25 protein-coding genes are annotated in these 23,832 nt (G+C 64.1%); 16 read left to right on the forward strand and 9 right to left on the reverse strand.

The genetic code is table 11. The features are described 5' to 3' along the window. From VSX60_RS11000 to VSX60_RS11010, 3 genes are all read left to right on the forward strand, one after another. A partial coding sequence (locus VSX60_RS11000) for an integrase core domain-containing protein (protein ID WP_327624221.1) occupies window positions 1-356 on the forward strand: 356 nt, incomplete at its 5' end. A 93-nt stretch (window positions 357-449) separates the two neighbouring features. Then, window positions 450-1,559: a class I SAM-dependent methyltransferase gene (locus VSX60_RS11005; RefSeq protein ID WP_327624222.1), complete on the forward strand. Its 1,110-nt coding sequence runs from the start codon at window positions 450-452 to the stop codon at window positions 1,557-1,559. Next, complete coding sequence (locus tag VSX60_RS11010; protein ID WP_327624223.1) at window positions 1,556-2,377, forward strand: phytanoyl-CoA dioxygenase family protein; 822 nt, start codon at window positions 1,556-1,558, stop codon at window positions 2,375-2,377. The genes VSX60_RS11005 and VSX60_RS11010 overlap by 4 nt, the downstream gene beginning before the upstream one ends. Window positions 2,378-2,412: 35 nt before the next feature. Here the strand turns inward: VSX60_RS11010 and VSX60_RS11015 are convergent, their stop codons facing one another. From VSX60_RS11015 to uxuA, 3 genes are all read right to left on the reverse strand, one after another. Continuing rightward, window positions 2,413-3,084, reverse strand: coding sequence for an acetyltransferase (locus VSX60_RS11015; RefSeq protein ID WP_327624224.1), 672 nt, complete (start codon window positions 3,082-3,084; stop codon window positions 2,413-2,415). Between the two features lie 326 nt (window positions 3,085-3,410). Continuing rightward, the gene (locus VSX60_RS11020; protein WP_327624225.1) at window positions 3,411-4,316 is read right to left on the reverse strand and encodes a sugar kinase; all 906 of its coding nucleotides are present in this window, start codon (window positions 4,314-4,316) and stop codon (window positions 3,411-3,413) included. Continuing rightward, window positions 4,313-5,509 carry a mannonate dehydratase gene (uxuA, locus tag VSX60_RS11025; RefSeq protein WP_327624226.1) on the reverse strand — a complete coding sequence of 399 codons (1,197 nt, stop codon included), beginning with the start codon at window positions 5,507-5,509 and terminating at the stop codon, window positions 4,313-4,315. Before uxuA ends, VSX60_RS11020 begins: the two co-directional genes overlap by 4 nt. A gap of 132 nt (window positions 5,510-5,641) precedes the next feature. Here uxuA and VSX60_RS11030 point away from each other — a divergent pair, with 132 nt between their 5' ends. Continuing rightward, the gene (locus tag VSX60_RS11030; RefSeq protein ID WP_327624310.1) at window positions 5,642-6,391 is read left to right on the forward strand and encodes a Crp/Fnr family transcriptional regulator; all 750 of its coding nucleotides are present in this window, start codon (window positions 5,642-5,644) and stop codon (window positions 6,389-6,391) included. A 33-nt stretch (window positions 6,392-6,424) separates the two neighbouring features. On the opposite strand, the gene hemN is transcribed toward VSX60_RS11030, so the two are convergent. Beyond that, window positions 6,425-7,780, reverse strand: a complete 1,356-nt coding sequence (gene hemN / locus VSX60_RS11035; protein WP_327624227.1) for an oxygen-independent coproporphyrinogen III oxidase — start codon at window positions 7,778-7,780, stop codon at window positions 6,425-6,427. Continuing rightward, window positions 7,773-8,258, reverse strand: coding sequence for a hemerythrin domain-containing protein (locus tag VSX60_RS11040; RefSeq protein ID WP_327624228.1), 486 nt, complete (start codon window positions 8,256-8,258; stop codon window positions 7,773-7,775). The genes hemN and VSX60_RS11040 overlap by 8 nt, the downstream gene beginning before the upstream one ends. A 225-nt stretch (window positions 8,259-8,483) precedes the next feature. On the opposite strand from VSX60_RS11040, the gene ccoN reads away from it, so the two are divergent. From ccoN to ccoP, 4 genes are read left to right on the forward strand one after another with little or no spacing between them, the layout of a single operon-like run. Beyond that, window positions 8,484-10,124 carry a cytochrome-c oxidase, cbb3-type subunit I gene (gene ccoN, locus VSX60_RS11045; RefSeq protein WP_327624229.1) on the forward strand — a complete coding sequence of 547 codons (1,641 nt, stop codon included), beginning with the start codon at window positions 8,484-8,486 and terminating at the stop codon, window positions 10,122-10,124. An 11-nt stretch (window positions 10,125-10,135) separates the two neighbouring features. Then, window positions 10,136-10,933, forward strand: coding sequence for a cytochrome-c oxidase, cbb3-type subunit II (gene ccoO, locus VSX60_RS11050; RefSeq protein ID WP_327624230.1), 798 nt, complete (start codon window positions 10,136-10,138; stop codon window positions 10,931-10,933). Between the two features lie 10 nt (window positions 10,934-10,943). Next, window positions 10,944-11,099, forward strand: coding sequence for a cbb3-type cytochrome c oxidase subunit 3 (locus VSX60_RS11055; protein ID WP_327624231.1), 156 nt, complete (start codon window positions 10,944-10,946; stop codon window positions 11,097-11,099). Between the two features lie 3 nt (window positions 11,100-11,102). After that, entirely contained in the window at window positions 11,103-11,975 is an 873-nt protein-coding gene (gene ccoP, locus VSX60_RS11060) for a cytochrome-c oxidase, cbb3-type subunit III (RefSeq protein WP_327624232.1), read from the forward strand. A gap of 25 nt (window positions 11,976-12,000) precedes the next feature. On the opposite strand, the gene VSX60_RS11065 is transcribed toward ccoP, so the two are convergent. Continuing rightward, on the reverse strand, window positions 12,001-12,684 hold the full coding sequence (locus VSX60_RS11065) for a DUF2270 domain-containing protein (RefSeq protein ID WP_327624233.1): 684 nt from the start codon (window positions 12,682-12,684) through the stop codon (window positions 12,001-12,003). A 141-nt stretch (window positions 12,685-12,825) separates the two neighbouring features. Between VSX60_RS11065 and ccoG the strand changes: the two genes are divergently transcribed. The 6 genes from ccoG to VSX60_RS11095 all read left to right on the forward strand — a co-directional run bounded on the left by ccoG (window position 12,826) and on the right by VSX60_RS11095 (window position 18,070). Further along, window positions 12,826-14,400, forward strand: coding sequence for a cytochrome c oxidase accessory protein CcoG (gene ccoG, locus VSX60_RS11070; protein WP_327624311.1), 1,575 nt, complete (start codon window positions 12,826-12,828; stop codon window positions 14,398-14,400). Window positions 14,401-14,402: 2 nt separating this feature from the next. Beyond that, a complete protein-coding gene (locus VSX60_RS11075) occupies window positions 14,403-14,885 on the forward strand; it encodes a FixH family protein (RefSeq protein ID WP_327624234.1) in 483 nt (160 codons plus the stop codon). 7 nt (window positions 14,886-14,892) lie between these two features. Further along, complete coding sequence (locus tag VSX60_RS11080) at window positions 14,893-17,211, forward strand: heavy metal translocating P-type ATPase (RefSeq protein ID WP_327624235.1); 2,319 nt, start codon at window positions 14,893-14,895, stop codon at window positions 17,209-17,211. Next, on the forward strand, window positions 17,208-17,357 hold the full coding sequence (ccoS, locus tag VSX60_RS11085) for a cbb3-type cytochrome oxidase assembly protein CcoS (protein WP_327624236.1): 150 nt from the start codon (window positions 17,208-17,210) through the stop codon (window positions 17,355-17,357). Before VSX60_RS11080 ends, ccoS begins: the two co-directional genes overlap by 4 nt. A 111-nt stretch (window positions 17,358-17,468) precedes the next feature. Next, entirely contained in the window at window positions 17,469-17,696 is a 228-nt protein-coding gene (locus tag VSX60_RS11090; RefSeq protein WP_327624237.1) for a type II toxin-antitoxin system Phd/YefM family antitoxin, read from the forward strand. Beyond that, window positions 17,693-18,070: a type II toxin-antitoxin system VapC family toxin gene (locus VSX60_RS11095; protein ID WP_327624238.1), complete on the forward strand. Its 378-nt coding sequence runs from the start codon at window positions 17,693-17,695 to the stop codon at window positions 18,068-18,070. Before VSX60_RS11090 ends, VSX60_RS11095 begins: the two co-directional genes overlap by 4 nt. 21 nt (window positions 18,071-18,091) lie before the next feature. Here the strand turns inward: VSX60_RS11095 and VSX60_RS11100 are convergent, their stop codons facing one another. The 3 genes from VSX60_RS11100 to VSX60_RS11110 form a co-directional block, all read right to left on the reverse strand. Further along, a complete protein-coding gene (locus VSX60_RS11100; protein WP_327624239.1) occupies window positions 18,092-19,609 on the reverse strand; it encodes a tripartite tricarboxylate transporter permease in 1,518 nt (505 codons plus the stop codon). A gap of 5 nt (window positions 19,610-19,614) precedes the next feature. Then, complete coding sequence (locus tag VSX60_RS11105; protein WP_327624240.1) at window positions 19,615-20,088, reverse strand: tripartite tricarboxylate transporter TctB family protein; 474 nt, start codon at window positions 20,086-20,088, stop codon at window positions 19,615-19,617. Window positions 20,089-20,193: 105 nt separating this feature from the next. Beyond that, window positions 20,194-21,180 carry a Bug family tripartite tricarboxylate transporter substrate binding protein gene (locus tag VSX60_RS11110; RefSeq protein ID WP_327624241.1) on the reverse strand — a complete coding sequence of 329 codons (987 nt, stop codon included), beginning with the start codon at window positions 21,178-21,180 and terminating at the stop codon, window positions 20,194-20,196. A 398-nt stretch (window positions 21,181-21,578) separates the two neighbouring features. On the opposite strand from VSX60_RS11110, the gene VSX60_RS11115 reads away from it, so the two are divergent. Next, the gene (locus tag VSX60_RS11115) at window positions 21,579-22,466 is read left to right on the forward strand and encodes a TIGR01459 family HAD-type hydrolase (protein WP_327624242.1); all 888 of its coding nucleotides are present in this window, start codon (window positions 21,579-21,581) and stop codon (window positions 22,464-22,466) included. Next, window positions 22,453-23,787 carry an FGGY-family carbohydrate kinase gene (locus VSX60_RS11120; RefSeq protein WP_327624243.1) on the forward strand — a complete coding sequence of 445 codons (1,335 nt, stop codon included), beginning with the start codon at window positions 22,453-22,455 and terminating at the stop codon, window positions 23,785-23,787. Before VSX60_RS11115 ends, VSX60_RS11120 begins: the two co-directional genes overlap by 14 nt. The last annotated feature ends 45 nt before the right edge of the window (window positions 23,788-23,832 follow it).

Below are 23,832 nucleotides of genomic sequence, written 5' to 3' on the forward strand. Positions count from 1 at the left end.
ATAACGGTCCCAGCTACGTCGCCGGTGAGCTTGCGGACTATATCGAAGCGCAGAAGATGAGCCACGTGCGAGGGGCGCCGTTCCACCCGCAAACCCAAGGCAAGATCGAGCGCTGGCACCAGACGCTGAAAAACCGGATCCTACTGGAAAACTACTTCCTGCCCGGCGACCTCGAGGGACAGATCGAGGCCTTCGTCGAGCACTACAACCACCAGCGCTACCATGAGAGCCTGGGCAACGTGACACCCGCCGACGCCTACTTCGGCAGGGCTGCCGCAATCATCAGTGAGCGCGAAAGGATCAAGCGAAAGACCATCGAACATCGGCGCTTGCAGCACCGCAGGATCGCCGCCTAAACATCAATCCCCAGACGAGGCCGTCTCTCCTTAATTCGACGACCAGTTTTGCGCCAAATGTTCTGACGACGGACACCGCATCCCGGTCGCTCCATGACGAGCGAAGGACGGGTGTTCCCGGCACCGTTGTGTAAGACAGCCTGCCTCGATTGCGGCTACGGTTTCCATTCGCAGTCAGTCACCGCCGCAGACCGGACCGGTTTTTATGGAGATGATTACGATATCGGTCTTGCTGCGCCGGACGCCGATAGAGCCCGTGCGGCGGACTACGCCGGGCACATAGAGCGGGTTCTGGCCACGTCCGAGCGCCCTGTCCGGGCAGGGAGCACGATTCTCGAACAGGGCTGCGGCACCGGAGCACTTCTCACTATGCTGACGGACCGCTGGCGCTCTCACTCCGCTCTGGGGGTGGAGCCCGCGCCGCGTCTGGCGGAAGTGGCGGCCTTGAGCGCGCACCCCCGCGCGCGCATCCAGACAGGATACGCGGAAGACGCAGCAACGGGCGAGAAATTCGACCTGGTTCTGTCGGTCAATGTGATCGAACATTCGCTTGATCCCCGGCAATTTCTTTCGGTTTGCCGCGAGGCATTACGGGATGGTGGAACGATCGTGGTGGTCTGTCCTGATGGTGATACGCCCGATACCGAACTCCTATTCCGCGATCATGTGTCAAGTTTTTCCAAGACCTCGATGAGCATCATCGCTGCTTCAGTCGGTCTGCGGGTACATGCACATGAAGCGCTGGACGGCCGGCAAATCGGTTTTCAGGTATTTCTCTTGGAGCCAGATCCGGCCCCTGGGCAGATGACGGAGCTTTTGGGGCAGCGGAGCAACGGCGAGGAACTTGCTCGCGCACGGGACACCTATCTTGACCGCTGGCAAGCCGTGGAAGCGCGCACGCTTGCGCGGTTGGACGGAAGACGCTTTGCGATTTTCGGTATCGGGGAATTCGCAGACCTGCTCAACGCTTATGCGCCGGAATTGGTCCGGCGGGCCGAGATGTTCGTGGCCGATGATGTGGGCAAGGGAACGAAGTTCAACCTGCCTGTCGTCACGACCGACGAATTCCTTCAGGAGGAGACACTACCCTTGATCGCAGCAGTTAATCCACGCAGTTGGCCCTTCGTGAAAGCGCGTCTTGGCGCGGACGTGCCATGCCTGATCCACCCCGACCAACTTCACCATGCCGAGGTTCATTCATGAGCGAGGTTGCACGCTACGGAGTCAAGGAAACAATGGGCGCGCGCGACGCGCTCGACCTTTGCTGTGAAGAGTTACGCCTTTTAGGCTTTACCACCCTCCGGGCCGGGCTGTCGCAGTCACAGTTGGACGTCCTTTCGCGGGACTTCGACCACGCGCTAGATAAATATGCTCAAAAGGCGGAACATGACGGCTTCGATCTGGATGAGATTGGAGAGCGTGATTCGATCCGGGTACTGCCGGCGATCGCACCTGAGTTTTGGAAAATTGCCTTCGACGAGGGTCTGCACGCGCTCTTGTCGCGAATGCTAGGCGATTACTACATCCTCAACCAGGTTAACGGGTTGGTGAACAGAGCCAATGCCGCGAAGTACGCGCAGTCCTCATACCACCGCGACCTGCCGTACCAGCATTTTACGAGTTCGCGCCCTCTTGCGATCAACGCTCTGTTTGCAATGGATGATTTCACCCTGGAAAATGGTGCCACGCGCGCGATTCCGGCCAGTCACAAGATGGAGGCCTTTCCCTCTGATGAGACCGTCCGCCGCCTGGAGAAGCAAATAGAGGTCCCGCGAGGCACTTTCATCGTGCTTGATTGCATGGTCTATCACGCAGGCTCCACGAATAGATCGAACAAGAACCGACGAGCGGTAAATCACGTCTTCACGATTCCGATGCTGCGGCAGCAGTTGCACCTTCCTTCGGTGCTGAAGGAGCAGGAATTCAGTGAGCAGCAAAGAAAAATACTCGGCTATGGTCTCGATGAGTATCGATCGGTTCCGGAATGGCTTTCCGCGCGCCAAGTGACAAGGAAGGATTGAACCTTCGACCATTTGCGAGATGCCGCCTAAACGCGTCAGATGGATCGGAGTCGACTGCTCGGAACGCGCGCCCGCTCCGTGCCGCGTGGAGCGTAGACACCTTCGTCGTCGGCGTTCTCCAGCATCAGGGCGCCGGCACCGATCACACATCTGCGGCCGATCGTAACATGGTCGCGGATGGTCACGTTGACACCCACGAAGCTCCCTGCACCGATCCGTACGCCGCCCGACACCACAATATGGGAGGCAAGAAAACAATTGTCCTCGATCACCGAGTGATGACCGATGTGGTTTCCGCTCCATAACGTGACGTTGTCCCCGATCCGCACGAAGGGCTGGATGGTGTTGTCCTCGAGGATGAAGGCGTTATGGCCCGGAGAGAAACCTGGAAAGACGGTCGCCTTGGAACTCACGTAAGAGGCAAGCCGATAGCCCTCGTCACTCATCTGCGTGACTTTCTGAGTCCGCAATTCATTGAGCTTTGCGTAACTCACGGCCACGAACGCGTTGGTGGCCGTGGGCGGAAAGTGGGCGGCGAGCTCTTCCATAGCGACGACGGGCTTACCGCAAAACGCGTCCTCCTTCAGGTAAGCGCCATCGACTGCAAATGCCGCCACATCGAGGTCGCTGTCATGATGAAAATAGAAATCGGCAAGTTCAGCGATCTCGCCGGTGCCGAATATGACCAGCTTTGAATTTCGTCTCATCGTGCGCTCCTGCTAGGCGCGGCACATCGGGCGTCGGGACCGATGTGTGCTCGCGACGAGTCTCTGCTCCGGTTGTGGGGAGACGAGTGATCTTGCGTCATGGGATTCGGCCCGCCGGATTCTAATGACATGCTGTTTGGGCACAACCAAGACTAGGAAGCGAGTATAAGCTGTCCTGCGTGTCACCGTCGAGTCGGTGGATACCGACGCGTGCCGAGTGCTGGGCGGTTAACGCCTCCCACGTTCGCATCGGCCGATCACGGTGGTTCGATCTCCAATAGCTGTCGCTTGGCAATCCATAAATCGGCTCTTTGGTAGCCGCTACTCTATCGCAGCAAGGCGCCGTAGTGCTGGACGACCTGCGCGGCCAACGCGTGGCCTTTGCGGGCGGCATCGACCGGCGGCAGGCCGTCGAGGCGCGCGGCGAAATAGGCCGCGCTGAAACTGTCGCCGGCACCCGTTGTGTCGAGCGCTTGCGCGACGGCCTCAGCTGCGACCTGTTCACGCGTATTGGCATAAGCGACGAGTGCCGGATCGGGGCCATCCTTGACCACCACCTCGTCCGCACCGAGGCCGAGATAGCGGTCGGCGGTTTCAGCCAGAGAGGCATCGCCAAACGCGGCTTTCTCGTCGGGAAAGCTCGGCAGGCAAATCGTCGAGACGCCAGCGGCGGCTTTGATCGAACGGCGCATTTCGGCGGGATCGGGCCAGAGGCGTGGGCGGATATTGGGGTCGAAGGCGACGGCTTTCCCGGCGGCCTTCGCCGCGCCGAGCTTTTCGAGCAGCGCGTTTCGATCCGTGGCCGGCAGGATCGCCAGGGTGATGCCGGAAAAATAGAAGGCGTCGCCGCCCGCGAATGCCGCTTCGAGGTGGCCGGGATCGGCGGCGAGTTGCTTCGCCGCGCTGGTGTCACGCCAATAGGAGAAGCTGCGCTCGGCGCCGTCGAGATGGATCATGTAGAGCCCCGGCATGGCCCCATCGATGCGCCGCACCGGGGTCGTCTCGATACCGGCCTCGGCGAAGAAGGCGAGCATCTCGTTGGAGGTGGGGTCGGTGCCGAGTGCGGTCAGATAGGCGACCCGCCACTCCGCGTCGAGCTCGCGGCGCAGGTACCAGGCGGTGTTGAAGGTGTCGCCGGCAAAGCCCTTGCGGTAGAGACCCTCTCCGGCCGAGGCGAGCTCGATCATGCATTCGCCGATCGCAACGATGCGGCGGGTCGAAGCGGGGGTCACGACGCGCTTCCTTCCAAGGCTTCGATGGCGGCCATGACGCCGCGCAGTTCCGCAAGGCCGCGCATCCGCCCGATCACCGGATAGCCGGGATGCGTGCCCCGGCCGATATCCGACAGAAGCTCGTGGCCGTGATCGGGCCGCATCGGGATCTGCCAGTCGGCGCGGCCCTCGGCCCGGCGGCGGCGCTCCTCGGCCATCAGCACGCGCACCAGCGCCACCATGTCGATGTCGCCGGCGAGATGATCGGCCTCCTCGAAGGAGCCGTCGGCATCCTTGGCGACGTTGCGCAGATGCGCGAAATGGATTTTGTCGGCGAATTGCTGGGCGATACCCGGCACGTCGTTCAAGGGATTGGCGCCCAGCGAGCCCGAGCAGAGCGTCAGGCCGTTGGAAGGGGAAGGAACGGCATCGAGCACGAAGGCGATGTCCTCGGCATTGGAGACGATGCGCGGCAGCCCGAAGAGCGGTCGCGGCGGATCGTCGGGATGGACGCAAAGGCGCATGCCGGCCGCCTCTGCTGTGGGAATGATCGCTTCGAGGAAGCGTTTGAAATTGGCGCGGACGTCGTCGCGGGTGACGCCGTCGTAGCGCTTCAGGATGTCGCGGAGGCCGGGCACATCGTAGCGCGCATAGGCGCCGGGCAGGCCGGCCATGATCGCCGCGAGAAGCCGCTCGCGATCGGCGGCATCCGAGGCATCGAACCACGCCTTGGCGCGATCGAGAACCTCGGGTGAGACGTCCTCCGCCGCCCCCGGCCGCTCCAGCATGAAGACGTCGAAGGCGGCGTATTCGTGCAGGTTGAAGCGCAGGCTCGTACCGCCACCGGCCAGTGGCGCGGCCAGTTCGGTCCGCGTCCAGTCGAGCAGCGGCATGAAATTGTAGCAGACCGTGTCGATGCCGCGGGCGGCGAGATTGCGCAGCGACTGCCGGTAGGTCTCGAACAGCGGCTCCAGATCGCTGTCGCCGAGCTTGATTCGCTCGTGCACCGGCAGGCTTTCGACGACGCGCCAAGTGAGACCCAGCGACGGGTCCGCTTCGATCAGCGCCTGGCGGGCCGCAATCGCCTCGATGGGCCAGACCTCGCCATAGGGGATCTCGTGCAGGGCATTGACGATGCCGCGGGCCCCGGTCTGGCGGATTTCGGCCAGAGCGATCTTGTCGGCCGGACCGAACCAGCGCCACGTCTCCTGCATATGTCCCCCTGTTGGCCGTTGGAATCAGGTGTCAGCCGGCTCGCCCGTCCGTTCGATAGCAAACAGGGTTTGAACCGCAAGCCTATCTTCTTTAACACTGCCGCTGGGAGGAATGGCGTGGATGATCAAATGATGGCCCAAACTTCCCCGGTCGAGCGGCTGGATATTCACAACTCGGAACTCCCAGTCCTATGCCGCGCCTGCGAAGCACGGCATCGGGGCGTCTGCGGCGCGCTGTCACCGGATCAGTTGATCACGCTCAGCAAGCACACGTCCCGGCATGCCTATGGCAGCGATGAAGAACTGGTGCCTGCCGGCGAAGGCGCGCGCCGCTATTCCAACATTCTGAGCGGCGTGGTGAAGCTGACGCGGTTGATGGCCGACGGGCGCCAGCAGATCGTCGGCCTGCAATTCGCGCCGGACTTTCTCGGCCGCCCCTTCAAGAGCCAGACGGTGGCCTCGGCCGAAGCGGCGACAGGAGTCACCGTCTGCTCCTTTCCCAAGAGTATCATCGAAGAAATGGTCGCCACGACGCCGGAGCTCCAGCATAAGCTGCACGAGCAGTCCTTGAAGGAACTCGACGAGGCGCGCGAGTGGATTCTCACGCTCGGCCGCAAATCGGCGGCGGAGAAGGTGGCGAGTTTTCTGTTCCTGATCGCCTCCCATATCGATCCCGAGCAGTTGGGGGCTGACGGTCCCATCTGCTTCGAATTGCCGCTCAAGCGTGCCGACATCGCCGATTTTCTCGGTCTCACCATCGAGACCGTCAGCCGCCAGATCACCAAACTGCGAAGGACCGGCACGATCGTCGTCGAGCACAACCGAACCGTCACCGTGCCCAACCTGCGCCTGCTGCAGGAGTGCTGCGAAGTCGACCGCTGAGACTGGGCGTCTCGGCCGGCGTGGTCGCCCGCTTCACACCGCCTTGGAATACCGGAATGCCGACGTCTTCAGATGCGCGTCGAACCGGGCCGCGACGATGCGCGTGAACGGCCGGGCGTCGTCCGGGATCACGAAGCGGTCGGCCTCGACGCGGCAAAGCCCGTCGGTGTCGCTTGTGGCGATCATGCGGGCTTCCGCGATATAGGGCGCGGCGGCCGCGCCGAATCGGGCTTCCAGGTCGGCAAAGCAGACGGCGAAGTCGCACATCAGCCGTTCGATCCAATAGGCGCGAACGCGGTCGTCATCGCTCAGCCGGTAGCCGCGCCCGACGGGGAGACGGTCGGCGTCGACGGCAGCGCGATAGGATGCGGTCGGAACGATGTTCTGTACGTAGCCGTCGCGAAGCCGTCCGATCGAAGAGGCGCCGAGCCCGATCATCGTTGCGCAGGCGTCCGTCGTATAGCCCTGAAAATTGCGGTGCAGCGTGCCTGTGCGCGCCGCTTCGGCGAGCGTGTCGTGCGGCAGCGCGAAGTGATCGATGCCGATCGCCGCGTAACCGGCCGCGACCAGCGCCGCCTCGGCGAGGCGCGCCTGTCGGAAGCGCTCCGTCTGATCCGGCAAATCCTCGTCCCGGATCATCGTCTGATGCTTCTTCAGCCACGGCATGTGGGCATAACCGAACAGCGCGATGCGGTCCGGCGCGAGATCGACGACCTTCTCCAGCGTTGCGGCAAGCCGCCTTTCCGTCTGCAACGGCAGGCCGTAAAGGGCGTCGATATTCAGGGAGCCGATGCCGATCGCGCGCAGGCTTGCGATGACCTCCCGGGTCAATTCGAAGCTCTGGGGCCGATTGATGGCGGCCTGCACGGCGGGATCGAAATCCTGAACGCCGATGCTCGCCCGCGTCATGCCCAGCGCCGTGAGGCCGTCGAGCGTGTCGTCGGTGACGTCGGACGGGTCGATCTCGACACTGATTTCGGTCGCCGCGTCGATCGTGAAGGCCTCACGAAGAGCGTCGGACAGGCGTTGAAAGTCGCCGGAGCGCATCAGGCTAGGGGAGCCGCCGCCGAAGTGGAGTTGCGCCACCGGTGCCGGAAAACCGATCGCCCGCGAGACCAGCGCGATCTCGCGCAACAAGGAGGCGACGTAGTCCGCGACCGGGCCATACTGCCTGGTATGTTTGGTGTGGCAGCCGCAGAACCAGCACAGCCGGTCGCAATAGGGAACGTGGATATACAGTGAGACGCGCTCGCTTTGGCCGATCGCGCCCAGCATCTCGGGCAGCAGCGTCGGGCCGAGATCGGCCTCGAAATGCGGCGCCGTCGGATAGCTCGTATAGCGGGGAACCGGCTCGCTGTAGCGGGCCAGGATCAATGCTGGATCACGCACCACGACTCACCTCGATCTGTTTCAGCAGCGGGACGATTTGGGCCTTCTCGAAAGCGATATGGCGTCTCATGCCGCCGAAGAAGCCGCGCAGCATGTAGCCGAGGGCCTCGGGATTGCGCGGTTCGAGACCGCTGACGAAGCCGATGAGCGCTTCCGCCAGCTCTTCGGCGAACATGTCGTCCTCCCAGTGCTCGAAATGGAGGCTCTCCAGCGCTTCCTTGATGTCCGCGTCCCGGGCGAAGCGTGATTTCAGGAGCGGAAACAGTACGGATTCCTCGAAATCGTGAGCACTCATGACGGTCGGGCAAAGGCTGCGCGCGACATGCAGCGCATCCTGGCGATCGACGTGATCGGGCAGGTGGTCGGCAATATCCTCCAGACGGTTGCACAGGTCCGACAATACCCGGAAATGACCGCTGAGCCGGCTGACGAGGCTCTCGCCGCCCTGCGAAAAAACGCCGGCACCGATCGACCGCAAGGGGGCGGCTCCACGCCCTATCGCGCGTCTTCGTTGTGCCCTGGATCGCATTTCTAGACTCCGGCGGCGGTCATCGGCTGGACCATTCATAGACGTCAGCAGGCACTAACCTCCTTGATCCAAGTCAAAGCAAAGGTTTTTGGACGCTGGCAAAGAGCAAGCGGACGTCGCGGCGTCATCAAGGCTGGCACGTCGCGCCGCGAGGGATTTTGGAGAACATTGATCATGAAGAATCAGGTTGAGGCGATTCTGGTCGGCCTGGGAGCGCTGCTGGCGTTGCTCGGCGCAGCCTTCGCCAGGGATGCGCTGTTCGAGGCTCACGCCTGGGTGCTGTTTTTCGTTTTGGCCGTCGCCACCATCATCTTGCTGCGGCGGATCGAATTTTCGGCGCTGCCAATCTCCGGCGTGGGAAAGCGGGACCCATCGCAGGCCAGCGAGGCGGGCTATGCCGACGACGTCGTGCGCTACGGCGTCATCGCCACGCTCTTCTGGGGGATCGCCGGCTTTCTCGTCGGCGTGATCGTGGCGTCCCAGCTCGCCTGGCCGGAACTCAATTTCGAGCCGTGGCTGAATTTCGGTCGGCTTCGCCCGCTCCATACCTCGGCGGTGGTCTTCGCCTTTGGTGGCAACGCGCTGATCGCGACATCGTTCTATGTTGTCCAACGCACTACACGCGCGCGTTTGTGGGGCGGCGATCTCGCCTGGTTCGTCTTCTGGGGCTATCAGCTGTTCATCGTGCTGGCCGCGACCGGGTACTTGCTCGGCATCACCCAGAGCAAGGAATACGCCGAGCCGGAATGGTATGTGGATCTCTGGCTGACGGTCGTCTGGCTGGCCTATCTCGCGGTGTTCCTCGGCACGCTGATCAAGCGTAAGGAACCGCATATCTACGTCGCCAACTGGTTCTATTTGTCCTTCATCGTGACCGTCGCCATGCTGCACGTGGTCAACGGGCTGTCGATGCCGGTCTCGCTGCTCGGTTCCAAGAGTTATTCGGCCTTCTCGGGCGTGCAGGATGCGCTGACCCAGTGGTGGTACGGGCACAACGCCGTCGGTTTCTTCCTCACCGCCGGCTTCCTGGGGATGATGTACTATTTCATCCCGAAGCAGGCGAACCGTCCGGTCTATTCCTACCGGCTGTCGATCATCCACTTCTGGTCGCTGATTTTCCTCTACATCTGGGCGGGGCCGCATCATCTCCATTACACGGCGTTGCCCGACTGGGCGCAGACGCTGGGCATGGTGTTCTCGGTGATGCTGTGGATGCCGTCCTGGGGCGGCATGATCAACGGTCTGATGACGCTTCAGGGCGCCTGGGACAAACTGCGCACCGATCCGATCCTGCGGATGCTGGTGATCTCGGTCGCCTTCTACGGCATGTCGACCTTCGAAGGCCCGATGATGTCGATCAAGGCGGTCAATTCGCTCAGCCATTACACCGATTGGACCATCGGGCATGTGCATTCCGGCGCGCTTGGCTGGAACGGCCTGATCAGTTTCGGCGCGATCTACTTCCTGGTGCCGAAGCTATGGGGACGCGAACGGCTTTACAGCCTGCGTCTCGTCAACTGGCACTTCTGGCTGGCCACGCTGGGCATCGTGATCTACGCGGCGGTCATGTGGGTTGCCGGCATCATGCAGGGGCTGATGTGGCGCGAATACGGGGCGGACGGCTACCTCGTCTACTCCTTCGCCGAAGTCATCGCGGCCATGTATCCCTACTACGTGCTGCGCATGCTGGGCGGGCTGCTCTACCTCAGCGGCGCGTTGGTCATGGCCTTCAACATCTACAAGACGATCCGCGGCGACGTGCGAGTTGAGGCCCCGATGGGCCGCGCGACAGCCGCCGCGCAGCCGGCCAGCTAAAGGGGATGAGTATGAGCAAGAAAGACGACGACTCCGCGCTGAAGGGTGCTCTCCCGGAGGTCAAGGCCGATCCCATAGCCCGCGGCCTCTTGTCCCGGCACGGCGTGATCGAGCGCAACGCCACGCTTCTGCTCGTCCTGTCGCTGCTGGTGGTCAGCGTCGGCGGGATCGTCGAGATAGCGCCGCTGTTCTATCTCGAGAACACGATCGAGAAGGTGGAGGGCGTGCGGCCCTACTCCCCGCTCGAACTGGCTGGCCGCAACATCTACATCCGCGAGGGCTGCTACACCTGCCACAGCCAGATGATCCGGCCATTCCGCGACGAGGTGGAACGCTATGGCCCTTACAGTCTGGCGGCGGAGTCGATGTACGATCATCCATTCCAGTGGGGCTCGAAACGTACGGGACCGGATCTGGCCCGCGTCGGCGGCCGCTATTCCAACGAATGGCAGGTCCAGCACCTGACCGATCCGCGTTCGGTCGTGCCGGAATCGGTCATGCCGACCTATGCCTTCCTGCGGAAGGAGCTGGTCGTGGAGGATCCGGCCGGGCATCTCGTTGCCAACCGCCGCGTCGGCGTGCCCTACACCGATGCGATGATCGAGAACGCCGCGACCGACCTGCGCGCCCAGGCGGACCCGGAGGCCGACACGTCGGCGCTTCTCGATCGCTACCCCAAGGCCGTCGTCAGCGATTTCGACGGCGATCGGCAAAAGCTCACCGAAATGGATGCGCTCGTCGCCTACCTGCAAATGCTCGGAACGCTGGTCGACTTTTCGGCCTACGAGCCTGAACTCAACGACCGGTAAGGGCCGAAAGATGGATTTCGAATACCAGAGCATGCGCACCTTCGCCGACAGCTGGGGTCTTTTGTACCTCGTACTGATTTTCGTCGCCGTCCTCGCCTGGGTCCTGCGACCCGGCGCACGCAAAGCGGCCGACGAGGCCGCACGCATCCCGTTCAAGGAGGACTGATCGATGGCGGACGAAAGAGAGATCGACCCGGTCACCGGTGTCGAAACGACGGGCCATTCCTGGGACGGTATCAAGGAACTGAACAATCCGATGCCGCGATGGTGGCTGTGGACGTTCTACGCGACGATCGCGTTTTCGCTGGTTTACGTTGTGCTCTATCCGGCTTTGCCGCTGATCAATTCGGCGACGAAGGGTGTGCTGGGATGGTCGAGTCGCTCCGATCTGCGCGCCGACATCGCAAGCGCGCAAGCGCGCAATGTCGATCGCATCGAGGCGATCAAGGCATCGTCCGTGACGGACATCGCCGCCGACGAAAATCTGCGCCAGTTCGCGATCTCCGCGGGCAACGCGGCCTTCAAGGTCAATTGCGTCCAGTGTCACGGCTCCGGCGCGGCCGGCAGCGCCGGCTATCCCAACCTCAACGACGACGCCTGGATCTGGGGTGGCGGCGTGGAGGATATCTACACGACTATCCTTCACGGCGTGCGCTACGGCGACGATGACGAGACCCGGATATCCGAGATGCCTGCGTTCGGCCGCGACGAAATCCTCGACCGCGAGCAGATCGCGGCGGTCGCAGCCTATGTGCGCAAGCTCTCCGGCCAGGAGGCGGACGCTGCGGCCGCCGCGAGCGGCGCGACCGTCTATGCCGACAACTGCGCCGCCTGCCATGGCGAGGCGGGCGAGGGTGTCCGCGAGCTTGGGGCGCCACGCCTCGCCGACGCGCTCTGGCTCTATGGCGGCAGCCAGAGCGAGATCATGGCACAGGTAGGCACACCGCAGCACGGTGTCATGCCGGGCTGGGGCGAACGTCTGGGTGAAGTGACCGCAAAGCAGCTGGCCGTTTATGTCCACAGCCTCGGCGGCGGCGAATAGGGAAGCATACCAACCTGCGGACGTATCAACCCATCGAACTGGATGACGATCCCCGAGATCTAAATTTCGCCGCGTCGCTGCGGGCGATCCAGATCGCGATCGTCATCCAGCTGGCGACGTAGAAAACGCCGATGGCGAGCACCGCTTCTCCCGGGAAGGGGCCGATATCGGCGCGTTCGACGAACTCGGTCAGGGAGCCGACGCCGGTGGGATGCACCAGCAGCTTGCCGATATAGGCGGCCGTCTGGATCAACAGGATCCAGAGGTAGTTTCTGCGAATCCGCCGGCCGATCGCTGTCGCCTGACTGATATGATAGACCGGGTGCAGGTAGTTTTCGGCGAGGACTGTCGTCCAGCCGTTCTCGGTGCGCAGATCGCCGTCCTGCAGCATCGGCGCGTAGAAATTGTTTTCCATCCAGCGCGCCCGTGCCCGCCAGACATTGAAATAGCGATATCGCCGCGCCTCGAGCAGCAGAAAAAACAGAATCAGGATGCCGACCAGGACCAGTGGCAGCGGTGAGGCGTTGGGCGATGAAAACGCGATCGACAGAGCGATGCCGAGCGTGACGACAGCCCAGTTCGTCGTGGTGTCGAGCCGGGTCCGCCAAATCGTCGAGCGATAGATCTCTCCGCGATAAAGATGGGCGAGCGCGCCCATCTCGGAATTGCTGAAATCGCGTGCGGCCGCGGGTTCCCGGACGGAATCCATTGCTTCCTCCCTGCCTCGCCGCACGCCTAAAGTGTCTCACGGGGCGGAGCGGGGGTCAAAGCGGCTGGTTGATCTGGGTCAAGGATCGACGGCGCCATTACGGTGAAAAGACTTGCGATCATGCCGGACAGCCCTCCGGCAATGCAGGAGTCGCAATTGGACCAACCCGCCGAAATAACGCAGATCGACGTCGAGGCCGTCAATGCCGGGGGACGCCAGCAGAGCCAGCCGCTCTATGCGCCGCGCCAGAAGATCTTTCCCAAGCGTGCCGAGGGCAATTTCCGCCGCTTGAAATGGATCGTCATGGCGATCACGCTCGGCATCTACTACGTCACGCCATGGCTGCGGTGGGACCGGGGGCCTTACGCGCCCGACCAGGCGGTCCTGATCGATCTGGCCAATCGCCGATTCTATTTCTTCTTCATCGAGATATGGCCGCAGGAATTCTTCTTCGTCGCCGGATTGCTGGTCATGGCTGGCGTCGGCCTTTTTCTGATCACGTCCGTCGTCGGACGGGCCTGGTGCGGCTACACCTGTCCACAGACGGTCTGGACCGATCTGTTTCTCGTCGTCGAGCGCTTCTTCGAGGGCGACCGCAACGCCCGCATCCGTCTGGACAAGGCGCGGTGGAGCGCGGACAAGATCCGCAAGCGCGTCTTCAAGCACACGACCTGGCTCGTGATCGCGGCGGCGACCGGCGGCGCCTGGATCTTCTATTTCGCCGACGCGCCGACACTGCTCACCAGCTTCATCCTCGGTGAAGCGCCCTTCGTCGCCTACGCCACCGTCGGCATTCTGACCGCCACCACTTATATCTTCGGCGGTTTCATGCGCGAACAGGTCTGCATTTATATGTGCCCCTGGCCGCGCATCCAGGCCGCGATGCTGGACGAGGATTCGCTGACCGTCACCTACAATGACTGGCGCGGCGAGCCGCGCACGCACGGTGCCAAGAAGGCGGCGGCGGCCGGCCTTGCGGCTGGGGACTGCGTCGACTGCAATGCCTGCGTCGCGGTTTGCCCCACCGGCATCGACATTCGCGACGGGCAACAACTGGGCTGCATCACCTGCGCGCTCTGCATCGACGCATGCGATACCGTGATGGACCGGCTCGGCCGGGAGCGCGGGCTGATTTCCTACGCGACGCTGCGCGACTACGACGCCAATCTCGCGATCGCCACCGATCCGGCGAGCGGAGCGATCGACCCATCCCGAGTACGGGACGAGAACGGCCGTTTTCGCGACAATCTTCGCCACTTCGACTGGCGGATCATCTTCCGGCTGCGGACGCTGATCTACACCGCTATATGGGCGGCGATCGGGGCCGCCTTGGTCATCGCGCTGATGGCGCGCGACAGGCTCGAGATCAACGTCCAGCACGACCGCAACCCGGTGGCCGTGACGCTCAGCGACGGCTCGATTCGCAACGGCTATACCGTCAAGCTGCTCAACATGATCCCGGAGCCCCGCGTGATCACCCTCGGTATCGAGGGCCTGCCCGGTGCGACGATGGAAATCAACGAGATCGCGCAACCGGCCGGCACCCACTTCGCGGTGCCGGTGGAACCTGATAAACTGCGCACATTGCGCGTCTTCGTTGCGCAGCCGCCCGAGACCATCGCGCCGGGCGCGACCAACTTCCGTTTTGTCGTCAAGGATCAGGCGTCGGAAGCGACGAGCGCCTACAAGGCAATCTTCGAAGTTCTGGAGGAATGACCATGCTGGCTCGCTTGTTTCGACCGCGCGAATTCACCGGCTGGCATATGTGGGCGGTGATGGTCCTGTTCTTCGGGACGATTATTTCGGTAAACCTCGTGCTTGCCTATTTCGCCAATTCCAGCTGGAGTGGGCTTGTCGTCCAGAACTCCTACGTGGAGAGCCAGCGTTTCGACACCGAGACCGCGGCGAAGCGTCGCCAGGCGGCGCTTGGCTGGACCGTGCGCACGTCTTACCAGGACGGGGTCTTCACGGTCAGTCTCATCGACGGAACGGAGCGCGCCATCCGCGACGCTTCGGTGGAGGCGACGATCGGGCATCCGGCTTCCGAGCGGGAGGATCGCACCATCCTGCTGCAGGCTGATCCGGGCGGAACCTACACCGCTCCAACCGAGCTCGGCACGGGGCTTTGGGAGGCCGCCATCGTCGTCACGGGGACGGACGAGCAGCCTTGGGAAAAAGCGGTGCGCTTCGTGGTGGAGTGAGACGGTCATGAGCTGTTGTGGTGGGGCGCTGGCCACGAGCTTCGCGCTCGAAACCGTTGATCCGGCGAGCGCGCTGCGGGCCGAGGAACTGATGCGGTCGGGACGCGTCAACGAAGACGGCACGGTCCAATACGTCTTCTCGGTTCCGGATATCTCGTGCGGCCGCTGCATGACCACGATCGAAACGGCGCTGACGCCGCTCGACGGCGTCGTCTCGGCGCGCGTCAATTTGACGATGCGCCGGGTGACCGTGGTTCTCGATGCCGCGGATCGATCGCCACTGGTCGTCAGTGATGCCCTGGAGCGTCTTGGCTATGGCGCGACGCCGGTCGACATCGGCGATCTGGACGACTTGTCCCGCCAGCGGGAATCGGCTGGTCTGCTCAAGGCGTTGGCCGTCGCCGGCTTCGCGGCCGGCAACATCATGCTCCTGTCGGTATCGGTCTGGTCCGGCGCCGACGCCGCGACGCGCGACCTGTTCCATCTGGTCTCGGCGCTGATCGCCCTGCCGACGGTCGCCTATTCCGGCCAGGTCTTCTTCCGGTCCGCCTTCGGCGCGCTCAGGGCCGGGCGCCTCAACATGGACGTTCCGATCTCGCTCGCCGTGGTGCTGGCGCTCGCCATGAGCGTCTTCGAGAGTCTCACCGGCGGCGCGGCGGCCTATTTCGACGCGGCGGTGACGCTGCTCTTCTTCCTCCTGATCGGGCGCTATCTCGACCAGCGCATGCGCGAGCGCGCGCGAACCGCCGTCACCGGTCTCAGCCGTCTGGCGGTGAAGGGGGCAAGCCGGGTTGAAGACGGCGAGCTCTCCTACGTGCCGCTCGACGAGGTCCGGCCTGGCATGATCCTGCGTGTCGCCGCCGGCGAGCGGGTTCCCGTCGATGGCGTGGTGGTGTGGGGGACGAGCGATCTCGACCGCTCCCTCGTCACCGGCGAGAGCGCGCCGTTTGCCGCGTCCGGCGGTGACAGGGTCGAGGCGGGGACGCTGAACCTCTCCGGTTCGATCGACATAGAGGCGCTGGCGACGGCGGAAAACTCCTTCCTCGCCGAAATCATCCGGATGATGGAAGCCGCGGAGAAGGGGCGCGGACGTTATGTGCGCGTCGCCGATCGCATGGCGCGGATCTATGCGCCGGCGGTCCACATCCTGGCCGCGGCCACCTTCGTCGGCTGGCTGGTGGCGACGGGTGGCGACTGGTACGCGGCCACTTACGCTGCCATCGCCGTCCTGATCATCACCTGTCCCTGCGCGCTTGGACTGGCGGTTCCCGTCGTTCACGTCATCGGCGCGGCGCGGCTGTTCGAGAACGGCATCCTGATGAAGGACGGCTCGGCACTGGAACGCCTTGCCGAGGCCGACCACGTCGTCTTCGACAAGACCGGCACGCTGACGACGGGTGTCCCCCGCGTCACGTCTTCGGATGTCGAGGGCGATGATGCGGGGGCCGCGCGCGCGCTCGCCGCCCATTCGACGCACCCGGCCTCAAGGGCGATCCTGGCTTTTCTCCCCGCCGCATCCGCCGGAGCGCTCTCGGCGGTTCACGAGGTGCCGGGCTGCGGTGTGGAGGGCGAAGTCGACGGTCGGCGCGCCCGTCTCGGGCGCGCCGATTGGGTCGGTGCCATCGCATCCGGCGACGGATGGTCCGGAGGGCGGGCCGGCGGCGTCGGCTTTGCGCTGGAGGGCGGTCGGCTGTTCGGCTTCGAGCTGGCGGAGACGTTGCGCGGTGACGCCGCGGCGGCGATCAACGACCTGAAGCAGGACGGCCTGGCTGTCGAGGTCCTGTCGGGCGACGCGGCTGAGCCCGTCGCGCGGATCGCCGGCGAACTCGGCCTCGCCGCAATGGCGTCGGGCCAGACGCCCGGCATGAAGATCGAGCGTCTGCATGGTTTGCAGGCACGCGGAGCAAAGGTTCTGATGGTCGGCGACGGCCTCAACGACGCGCCGAGCCTCGCGGCCGGCGACGTGTCGATGGCGCCGGCGTCCGCCTGCGACGCCGGGCGGCTGGCCGCCGATTTCGTGTTCACGCGGGACAGCCTGTTCGCGGTGCCTTTCGCCCACCGGGTCGCCGTCAAGGCCCGGCGGTTGGTACAACAGAACTTCGCGCTGGCGATTCTTTACAATTGCATTGCCGTTCCGCTGGCGATCGCGGGCTACATCACGCCGCTGGGCGCCGCCATCGCCATGTCCTCGTCCTCCATCGTCGTCGTCGCCAACTCCCTGCGCCTGGCCCGCGGCGGCAAGATGGGGCGGTGGACCGAGGGGGCGTTCGCGCCGCGCACACCGCGGCTTCCACCCCCGCGGCTCGTCGGGGAGGGGGTGGCATGAACGTCCTGATCTACCTCTTGCCGGTCGCGCTCGGGCTCGGGATGCTCGGCCTCGCCGCGTTTCTGTGGAGCCTGAAGAGCGGGCAATACGAGGATCTCGACGGCGCCGCCGAACGAATTCTTCTGGAGGATGACGAGGCCGACTGAGGCATGATCCAGGCGCGCGTCGGGTCCTCCCGGCCGGCAACAGCCATTTCCGCCCACTTGTTTCCAGGGAGATTAAGGCCATAATTATAGCCATAATAACGAGGTGCTCCCATGGACGTCACGGTCGCTGAGATGAAGGCCAACCTGTCAAACGTTCTGCGCAAGGCCGCCGCCGGCGCGGAAGTCCAGGTGACCCGGCACGGCAAGCCGTATGTCCGTCTCGGACCTGCCCGGCCGGAACGGCCGACATTGCCACGGGTCGGTGCTTTTGACGGCCAGTTTCAAGTTCCGGATAACTGGGACGATATCGCGACCGGATTCGAGCCGTACATGGAATGACGGTTGACGCATACCTGCTCGATTCGCACGTGCTCCTATGGGCGCTCTACGAAAGCGACAAGCTGCCCGAGCGCTATCGGACGGTTCTTGCCGGGAGCGCCCAGACATTCGTCAGCGCGGCGACGGTCTGGGAAGTGGAGATCAAGAAGAAGAACGGCGCGCTTCCCGTGCCGGACAAGATCTGGGAACAGTGCGCTCGAACGGGCCACCAATTCCTGCCGATCGAGACGGCGCACGCGCGCGCGGCCGCCATGCTTCCGCTCCACCATCGCGATCCCTTCGACCGTATGCTGATCGCCCAGGCCAAGCTTGAAAGGCTGACGATCCTGACGGTCGACCGCGACTTCGCCAAATACGACGTGTCGATCGCCTGACATGGGCCCCGGCGCGCCGGATCAGCCGACAGCGGAATCCGCGCCGGGAGTCGCCTGACCGCGCCGCCGGTTCGCCGCCCAGACGATCAGCGGAATGCACCAGATCGCGATGGTGAAGAGGCCGAGGCCGGCGGCGATCGGCCGTTCGAAGAAGGCGAGGAAACTGCCGTCCGCCTTGATCATCGAGGTGATGAAGTTCTGCTCCAGCATTGGGCCGAGAACCAGCCCGAGGATCGCCGGGGCGATCGGAATGTCGTTTTCCTCCATGAGAAAGCCGATGACGCCGAAGATCAGCATCAGAATGACGCCGAAGATCGAGTTGTTGATGGCGAACGAGCCGACGATGCAGAACATCAGAATGATCGGCATCAGGACCCGGGTCGGGATCGACAGGATCGTCCCGGCCGCCTTGATCGCCACCCAGCCGAGCGGCAGCATGATGAGGTTGGCCAGGAAAAACACGATGAACACCGCATAGATCATCTGCGGGTTGGTGATGAAGACCGTCGGTCCCGGATTGATCCCCTTCACGTAGAGGACTCCGATGACGATCGCGGTGATCGAATCGCCAGGAATACCGAAGACCAGTGCCGGAATCCAGGCGCCGCTGACCGCGCCGTTGTTGGAGGCGCCGGCCTCGACGAGCCCTTCCACATGGCCGGTGCCGAACTTGTCCTTCTGCTTCGAAAACCGCTTGCTGATCGCATAGGAGATCCAGGCGGCGATGTCGGCGCCGGCCCCCGGCAGCGCCCCGATGGCGGTACCGACGACGCTGCCGCGCACGACCTGCGCCGGATAGCGGCGAAGGTTGATCCACTGGCCGCGAAAGATGCCGGGCTGCCCAGTCCGTTCGATCCGCGGGCGTTCCTGGCGCGTGACGACCGAGCGCAGCACCTCAGACACAGCGAACAGGCCGATCATCGCAGGAATGAACTGGACCCCTGCCAGAAGATCGACGATGCCGAAGGTGTAGCGTGGTTCGCCAGCCGGATTGTCGATGCCGACCGTCGCGGCGAACAGGCCGATCAGCAGCGAGATCAGGCCGCGCGGAACGGAACCCGGCGAAACGAAGATCGCGCAGGACAGGCCGAGCACGACCAGCCAGAAATACTCGAAGGACGAGAATTTCAGAGCGATCTCAGCCAGTGCCGGCGAGGCGGTGACGAGAACGATCGTGCCGAAAATGCCACCGATCGACGAGAACACCAGCGCCGCGCCCAAGGCTTCTTCCGACCGGCCTTGACGGGTCATCCGGTAGGCGTCTTCGACATAAGCCGCGCTGGCCGGCGTTCCCGGCATCCGCAACAGCGCGCCCGGAATGTCGCCGGCGAAAATTGCCATCGCCGTCGCGGTGACGATCGCGGCGATCGCCGGGACCGGGTCCATGAAGAAGGTGACCGGCACGAGCAGCGCCGTCGCCATCGTCGCGGTCAGTCCCGGAATGGCCCCGACGAACATGCCGAAGCAGGCCGAGCCGAGGATGACCAGAAGCACATAGGGCTGGAAGACGAGGGCGAAGGCCTCGGCGACGACGGACATGGACCCTACCAGAGAAAGCCGAGAAAGGCGTTGCGCGGAAGCGGCACCAGCAACAGCCGCCCGAATGCCTGCTGAATAATGACGGCCGCAACGATCGAGACGAGGATCGCCGTCAGCGGCTTGACCCTGAGCGTCAGCATCAGCGCGGCTATCATCATGAACGCCATCGGCACGAAGCCGATGAGGTCGGAGAAGAGGATGTAGATGACGATCAGCGCGAGCGAGACGGCGAGGCCGATGACGGACGCGGGCGAGCGCGCCCAGTCGGCGATGACGATGGCGGGCCGCCGCGCACCGGCCGCCACGCTGCGCCCGGTCATGTATACACCAAGCCCGAAAGTCAGGAGAGCGATCGTCTTGGGCATCGTCGCGGCGCCATAGGCCTGGCCGGGAATTGCCGAGAATTGCGTCGCTGAGAGGAAAATAGCGATTGCGCCGGCCAGAAGCAGGACGCCGAGGGTGAGATCATTGAGCTTCATCGACGCGCTCTTTTGGACCGGGAATGGTCGCGTGGCGGATCGCGTCCCGCGCGCCGGCGACAGGGGAAGGCGTCCGGCCGCGCGGCCGGACGCATCTTGGCTGTCTCAGTTCTTCGCCAAGCCGGCCTCTTTCATCACCTCACCGAGGCTGGCGTCGTCGTCGGCGACGATCTTCGTCGCCTCCTCGCCCCCCGCCCAGCGCACGCCGAACCCGCGGTCCTTCATGAAGCTCTGGTATTGGTCGCTGTTATAGGCTTTTTCGATGGCGCTGGTCAGCTTGGTCTTGACGTCGTCCGGCAGGCCCTTCGGCGCGGCAACGGAACGCCAGACCGCCAGTGTCCAGTCGGAATCGACGCCTTCCTTGAGCGTCGGCACGTCGGGGAACATGGCCTGGCGTTCGGCGGACATGGATGCCAGCGGCCGCACCCGGCCCGCCTCGATCATCGCCCGGCCCTCGGCAAGCGACGACGGTACGATGTCGACACCGCCAGCCACCATGTCGGTAATTCCCGGCGACGCGCCCTGACTCGGAACCCAGGTCACCTGATCCGGTGGCAGATCCTCCGACAACAGCCAGCCGGCAAGGCCGAGATGCCAGATGCCGCCCTGACCGGTGCCGGACGCCTTGAAGGTGCCCTTCGGTTGCGACTTGATGGCGTCGCGGAGCTGCTCGAGCGACTCGTATTCGGAATCAGCCGAGACCATGATGCCGCCCGGATCGGCATTGACCAGGGCGAGGATGTCGAAATCCGCGTAGGTAAGGTCGGTGAGGCCCTGCCAATGCATCATGTCGATCTCGATCGTCATGATGCCCAGCGTGTAGCCGTCCGGCTCGGCATTGGCGATGGCGCTGTGGCCGACCACGCCGGAGCCGCCGGTGCGGTTCACCACATTCACCGGCACGCCCAGTTCTTCCTGTAGCAGCGAGGCGAGGATGCGGCCGACCGCGTCGGTGCCGCCGCCCGCGCCCCACGGCACGATCATCTGGATGGGCCGTTCGGGATAGGCCGATTGCGCCGAAGCGACGCCGGTGCCGAGAACGCTGGACGCCATAAGCGCTGCGGCAATTGTGATAATGGAACGTCTGCGCATGTTTCCTCCCAGATGGCTTGCTCGCAAAAGCGCGACGCGAAGACCCTCGACCACGGGACCGCGCCTCGGTGCCGCGCAGCGATCATGCGATCTCGTCTCCCAGGCTGACTATCAGGCGCGCTACGTGGCGTGTCAATGTATACTTTGTCAGGCACGTGCCCACGACGCCGGAGCACGCGTGTCTTACGAACCGCGACTGGAAAACGAAAAATCGACAACCCGGAGCGCGGTATTCTAGGCTGGCGGCAGGGGTGCATGTTGAATTCAGTGAATGTCGTTGGTGTGGCCGTTTGCACGATCGCCGAAAGCGCGGCAGAGACGGCTTGCGTCATGATGATACCGGCGCGACCGCGTCGGGTATCGACGCGCGGGCAGCGAAATCGAACGGAGACGATCAGTTGGGTAAACACATCACCGGCCTGGAGGAGATCGAAGATCATTTCGATGTCGTCGTGCTCGACCAATGGGGGGTGCTGCACGACGGCGACGCGCTTTATCCTGGCGTTCTGGAGGCGCTTGCCCGGCTGACCAACGCCGGCAAGACGATCGCGCTTCTGTCCAATTCGGGCAAGCGGGCGGCGCCGAACCGCGAACGCCTTGCCGGCTTCGGCATTCCGGTCGAGGCGATGGAATGCATCATGACGTCCGGTGAAGCGCTTTGGCACGATCTGGCGAACGGTGTGGTGAAGGGCTTCGATCACCTGTTCCCCGTCGCCGCGACCCCGGAGGATGCCATTGCCTGGGCGGACGGTCTCGACGGGATTTCGCTCGTCGACACACTAGCGACGGCGGACGCGATCCTGATCATGGGCTTGCCGGACGACGCCGAGTTGTCGTCCTATCAGGGGCTTGTCGACGAGGCGCTGGCCCGCCGCGTGCCTGTCCTTTGCGCCAACCCCGATCGTGCCTCACCGCGACCGGGTGGCAGACTGGTGGTGGCGCCGGGCGCCCTGGCGGCGCGTTACGAGGCGGCCGGCGGGCGCGTTATCTGGTACGGCAAGCCGCATGCACGGGTCTTCGAGGCGACGGCTCAGGCATTGGGCAATCCGAAGCAAGATCGCATTCTCATGGTCGGAGATTCGCTGCAACATGACGTGGCGGGCGCCAGTGCCGCCGGCTGGCGAACGCTTTTCGTTCGCGATGGCCTCCACGCGCAATCCCTTGCCGATAAGCGCGGCGGCGACCTGGATGCGCAAATCGAAAAGCTCGCGAGCAACGACGGCGCGCCGCTGCCCGATTATACGATCCGGATACTGCAATGGGGTGTCGAGGATGCACGATCCTGATTTTCTGGCGCTGTCGGGGCGTCTGGGGCGTGACCCGCTTTATCTTGGCCTCGACATCGGCACCTCCGGCGTGCGCAGCGCCGTCGTCGATTCCGATGGTAGCCTGGTCTCGAGCGCTCGCGAACCGATGCACCCGTCGAAGGGTGACGGCGTGTCCGCCGAAACATGGTGGGACACGGTCTCCGCCTGCCTCGATGCCCAGGCAAAGGCGCTTACGGACAAGGGCGGTTCGATGGCCTCGGTCCGCGCCGCCGCGATCGACGGTACCTCAGGCACGATGGTCCTGGTCGACGGCGACGCCCGGCCGGTGACGCCAGCGCTGATGTATGATTCATCCGGCTTCGACGACGAGGCGATGCGTATCGCGGCCTGTGCGCCGCAGGATTCGATCGTGCGCGGAAGCGGCTCGGCCCTTGCCCGCATGCTGCGGTTGCAGAATCATGACCCTGATCGGCGGGCGCGCCATCTTTGCCATCAGGCCGATTTCATCCTGGCGCGGCTGACGGGGCGACCCGGATTGTCCGACGAGAACAATGTTCTGAAATTGGGCTACAACCTCGAGAGCGAATCCTGGCCGGACTGGTTCGCGGCCTGCGGCGCGCGGATGGACCTGCTCCCGGACGTCTTGCGCGTTGGCGCGATTGCCGGAACCGTCACGGAGGCAATGGCCGATCGGTTCGGCTTCGCGCGCGATCTCAGGCTTGTCGCCGGCACCACCGACAGCGTCGCCGCTTTTCTCGCGTCGGGCGCGACGGCAATCGGCGAAGCGGTGACGTCGCTCGGCACAACGCTGGCAATCAAGCTCTTGTCGGATGTGCGGGTGGACGACGCGGCGCGGGGTATCTACAGCCACCGACTCGGCGACCGGTGGCTGGCCGGCGGCGCGTCGAACACCGGCGGCGGCGCCCTGCTGCGTCACTTTTCCGCCGAGACGATCGCGGCGCTGTCCGAGCGGATCGATCCGGATCGGCCGACCGGGCTCGACTATTATCCCCTCGCCAGGGCCGGCGAACGGTTTCCCGTCAACGATCCCTCGCTCGCTCCACGACTGACGCCGCGTCCAGACGACGATGCGGTGTTTCTGCAAGGCATGCTGGAGGCGATCGCTCGGATCGAGGGCGAGGGCTACGCCGCCCTTGTCGCGCTCGGGGCGCCGGCGCCGGCCCGCGTTCTGACCGCCGGCGGCGGCGCGCAAAACGATGCCTGGACGGCGATCCGGCGCCGGACCCTCGGCTGTCCCGTCGAGAAGGCGCCCGAAGCCGAAGCTTCGGTCGGCATGGCGTTGCTGGCGCGACGCGGCATGGAGCAGGTCGAAGCCTGACCGGCTGCGTCCGCAGCCGTCGTTGCGGATGCCTCAGGCGTTCCG

The organism is Aurantimonas sp. A3-2-R12 (genome assembly GCF_036016755.1).
GTDB lineage: Bacteria > Pseudomonadota > Alphaproteobacteria > Rhizobiales > Rhizobiaceae > Aurantimonas > Aurantimonas coralicida_A.

Excerpts from the sequence above, each read along its gene's own strand:
- ccoS (WP_327624236.1), top strand. The coding sequence starts at position 17,208 with ATGAACGTCCTGATCTACCTCTTGCCGGTCGCGCTCGGGCTCGGGATG.
- VSX60_RS11105 (WP_327624240.1), bottom strand. The coding sequence starts at position 20,088 with ATGAAGCTCAATGATCTCACCCTCGGCGTCCTGCTTCTGGCCGGCGCA.
- VSX60_RS11100 (WP_327624239.1), bottom strand. The coding sequence starts at position 19,609 with ATGTCCGTCGTCGCCGAGGCCTTCGCCCTCGTCTTCCAGCCCTATGTG.
- VSX60_RS11065 (WP_327624233.1), bottom strand. The coding sequence starts at position 12,684 with ATGGATTCCGTCCGGGAACCCGCGGCCGCACGCGATTTCAGCAATTCC.
- VSX60_RS11080 (WP_327624235.1), top strand. The coding sequence starts at position 14,893 with ATGAGCTGTTGTGGTGGGGCGCTGGCCACGAGCTTCGCGCTCGAAACC.
- VSX60_RS11110 (WP_327624241.1), bottom strand. The coding sequence starts at position 21,180 with ATGCGCAGACGTTCCATTATCACAATTGCCGCAGCGCTTATGGCGTCC.
- VSX60_RS11010 (WP_327624223.1), top strand. The coding sequence starts at position 1,556 with ATGAGCGAGGTTGCACGCTACGGAGTCAAGGAAACAATGGGCGCGCGC.
- ccoG (WP_327624311.1), top strand. The coding sequence starts at position 12,826 with ATGCAGGAGTCGCAATTGGACCAACCCGCCGAAATAACGCAGATCGAC.
- ccoP (WP_327624232.1), top strand. The coding sequence starts at position 11,103 with ATGGCGGACGAAAGAGAGATCGACCCGGTCACCGGTGTCGAAACGACG.
- VSX60_RS11120 (WP_327624243.1), top strand. The coding sequence starts at position 22,453 with ATGCACGATCCTGATTTTCTGGCGCTGTCGGGGCGTCTGGGGCGTGAC.
- VSX60_RS11015 (WP_327624224.1), bottom strand. The coding sequence starts at position 3,084 with ATGAGACGAAATTCAAAGCTGGTCATATTCGGCACCGGCGAGATCGCT.
- VSX60_RS11090 (WP_327624237.1), top strand. The coding sequence starts at position 17,469 with ATGGACGTCACGGTCGCTGAGATGAAGGCCAACCTGTCAAACGTTCTG.
- uxuA (WP_327624226.1), bottom strand. The coding sequence starts at position 5,509 with ATGCAGGAGACGTGGCGCTGGTTCGGTCCGGCCGACAAGATCGCTCTG.
- VSX60_RS11095 (WP_327624238.1), top strand. The coding sequence starts at position 17,693 with ATGACGGTTGACGCATACCTGCTCGATTCGCACGTGCTCCTATGGGCG.
- ccoN (WP_327624229.1), top strand. The coding sequence starts at position 8,484 with ATGAAGAATCAGGTTGAGGCGATTCTGGTCGGCCTGGGAGCGCTGCTG.
- VSX60_RS11055 (WP_327624231.1), top strand. The coding sequence starts at position 10,944 with ATGGATTTCGAATACCAGAGCATGCGCACCTTCGCCGACAGCTGGGGT.
- VSX60_RS11075 (WP_327624234.1), top strand. The coding sequence starts at position 14,403 with ATGCTGGCTCGCTTGTTTCGACCGCGCGAATTCACCGGCTGGCATATG.
- VSX60_RS11030 (WP_327624310.1), top strand. The coding sequence starts at position 5,642 with ATGGCCCAAACTTCCCCGGTCGAGCGGCTGGATATTCACAACTCGGAA.
- VSX60_RS11005 (WP_327624222.1), top strand. The coding sequence starts at position 450 with ATGACGAGCGAAGGACGGGTGTTCCCGGCACCGTTGTGTAAGACAGCC.
- ccoO (WP_327624230.1), top strand. The coding sequence starts at position 10,136 with ATGAGCAAGAAAGACGACGACTCCGCGCTGAAGGGTGCTCTCCCGGAG.